The 2,217-nt window shown below is 39.4% G+C and carries 2 protein-coding genes; both read left to right on the top strand.

What is annotated here, in order from left to right:
• Nucleotides 1–228 precede the first annotated feature (228 nt).
• Complete coding sequence (locus V7137_RS19745; protein ID WP_335699656.1) at nucleotides 229–1,116, top strand: alpha/beta fold hydrolase; 888 nt, start codon at nucleotides 229–231, stop codon at nucleotides 1,114–1,116.
• Between the two features lie 187 nt (nucleotides 1,117–1,303).
• Nucleotides 1,304–2,217: FAD-dependent oxidoreductase (locus V7137_RS19740; protein ID WP_335699655.1), on the top strand; the 914-nt coding region annotated here is incomplete at its 3' end.

Here is a 2,217-nt window from a genome sequence, read left to right as displayed (position 1 = left end):
TAAAATTTTCATATAATTGTGAATATAACAAAAATAAAAAAGGCGAAGATGAAGAATCTTTGCTCATCCAAGAACCATTGGGTGGCTTCTTGACACGAATAATCAAGGGCAGACCATGGCTTATAAAACTAATTGATTAGTTTTTATAAGCTGTGGTCTGCCCTTTTTTGTAATTATAAAAAAAAGGGGGGAAATGAAGGAAACCTATAAGAATGTATTTTTTGGAAGGTGAGGAATGGAAGGTTTAACTCTTTAATTAATGAGAATGGAGATGATTTATTTATGAATCAAGTAGATAACCAACTTAAATCTATTACAGTTAATGGTCAGCAGATTACGTACGATATTCACGGTGACGCGAAGGGGCCGGTAATACTATTGCTTAGTGGTTGGTGTCAAGACCACAGGCTATTCGACAAATTGGTTAAGCCGTTGGCTCAAAAGCATAAGGTGCTTCGTATGAACTGGCGCGGGCATACCGATCCAAAGCGTCTTCCGGGAGATTTCGGCATCAGAGAGCAAGCTGATGACGTCATTGCAGTACTGGATGCACTAGACATCCAAAAAGTGGTCCCTGTGTCAACTTCACATGGTGGATGGGCCAATATTGAGATCTGCCAACGGCTTGGAACTGCAAGAGTACCTCAAACTGTAGTCATAGACTGGATCCTAGTAGAGGCAGGAGAGGAATTTATAAAAGACTTGCAGGATATTCAGCATCCAGATCTTTGGATGGCTGGTCGGAAAAATCTGTTTAACCATTGGCTCGGCATCAGCACCAATCGCAGCGTAATTGATCACCTAAACAAAGAGATGGCCAGTTTCGGTTTTGACATGTGGGATAGGGCCTGCAGAGTAATAGAGAATGCATACCGAACTTGGAGATCGCCACTTGAGCGAATGAATGCACTGGATCAAAAACGCCCAATTGTGCACATTTATTCGCAGGCTCCAGTAACCGGATATGAAGAGATGCAACAGAGATTTAAAGATGAACACCCGTGGTTCGACTTCAAACAAATTAGTGGAAAAACACATTTTCCTACGCTCGAGTCCCCGGAAGCGGTAGCGAAACAAATCAATGAATTCGTATCTGCAAACTCATTAATTAGGTAGAAAGGATTCTAATAAAACATCATTGACTGATCCCTCATTGCCCCTATGTTTCATCTTGAGTTATTGGCATGAAAAATAGGGGCATTTATTGAAGTGAAACTTTTGATACACATGAAAGTCTCTACTAGTATTTGATTAAAAGTGGAGATTCGGAAATGAGGCTACATAAAAAGGAGGATTGGATAAGTTGGGTAAAAAGAAAATTATCATCGCTGGTGCCGGATTATCAGGTTTAACGTTAGGAACAGCACTTGCTCAACGTGGTTGGGGTGTTATTATCTTAGAAAGATCCTCAGAACTTAGAGAAATTGGGGCAGGTCTTTATACATGGGAAAATGGATTAAAGGTATTAGAATCAATTAACGTATATGATGAAGCGAGTAAAGATATAGAGTTTATTACGAGTTTAGATATGATTGACAATAAGCGAGAATTGATACATTCTACTAAATTTTTAGATGATAATCGTTTTTGCGTTATTCCCCGTAAAGATATTCACAGTGCTTTAGCTCGAGCAGCTCTGAAAGAAGGGGTACAGATTGAAACAAATGCTTGTGTAGTGTCTGCAGATCCTTCAGGAACAATTACATTGGATAATGGTAAAACATTCAGGGCTGATCTTATTGTTGGAGCGGATGGTGTCTATTCTACTATTAGAAATTCACTTAATATTAAACACACTTTTGAGCAAATGAACAACGGAGCGATAAGAGCATTGATTCCAAGGCTGAATGAGGACGAATATGGACGTGCCATGGAACATTGGAATGGTTATCGCCGTATAGGTATTGCACCATCTACAGATAAATTCCGCTATGTATACTTGACAGCGCCTTCCACAGATGAGGAAGCACTTTCAGATCCGATAAATAAGAGAGTATGGTTATCCTCGTTCCCTCATTTGGAATCCGTAATAAATAGAATAGAATATGCTAGATTAGACCGTAACTTTATTTATATTTTCTTAAAGTCCTGGACAATGGGAAGAGTAGCATTACTTGGCGATGCTGCACATGGTATGGAACCCAATTTAGGTCAAGGAGCAGGAGTAAGTATAACGAGTGCTTTGGAGTTAGCCAAACAATTGGATCAATATGATAT

The organism is Neobacillus drentensis, assembly GCF_036962765.1.
GTDB lineage: Bacteria > Bacillota > Bacilli > Bacillales > Cytobacillaceae > Neobacillus > Neobacillus drentensis_C.
This window is presented reverse-complemented; position numbering and strand designations above follow the sequence as displayed.